This window comes from Paracraurococcus lichenis, from assembly GCF_030657435.1.
GTDB lineage: Bacteria > Pseudomonadota > Alphaproteobacteria > Acetobacterales > Acetobacteraceae > Paracraurococcus > Paracraurococcus lichenis.
The window spans coordinates 1-383 of record NZ_JAUTWS010000522.1; the positions used below are offsets into that span (position 1 = coordinate 1).

General features: G+C 70.5%; 1 protein-coding gene. It reads left to right on the forward strand.

Features of this window, described 5'->3' with window-relative positions; genetic code table 11:
- Nucleotides 1-21 precede the first annotated feature (21 nt).
- On the forward strand, nt 22-383 hold a 362-nt coding region (locus Q7A36_RS41075), incomplete at its 3' end, for a DUF6444 domain-containing protein (protein ID WP_305109522.1).

Sequence of the window (383 nt, forward strand, 5' to 3'; positions counted from 1 at the left end):
GGCTCCTGATTCAAGCTGGGGATGGACCGGCTTCCCGACCTGTCTTCGCTCTCCCATGAGGAGAAGGACGCGCTCATCCATGCGCTGTGGGCGCAGGTGCAGGCGCTGACGGCGCGGGTCGCGGAGTTGGAGGCCAGGCTTGGCCTGCCGAAGACGCCCAACAACTCCAGCCAGCCGCCGTCGCAGGGCAGGAAGCCGAACCGCGACGACAAGCCTGCCCGGACGGGTCCCCGCCAGGGCAGCCTTGGCCGCAAGGGTGGTGGCCGATTGCTGGCCGAAGCACCGGACGAGACGGTCACCGCCCGCCCATCCCGGTGCGCGCACTGCCAGGCGGCCCTGGACGCGGCCGACCAGAGGTTGGCAGGCCGCTTCGACAAGGTCGA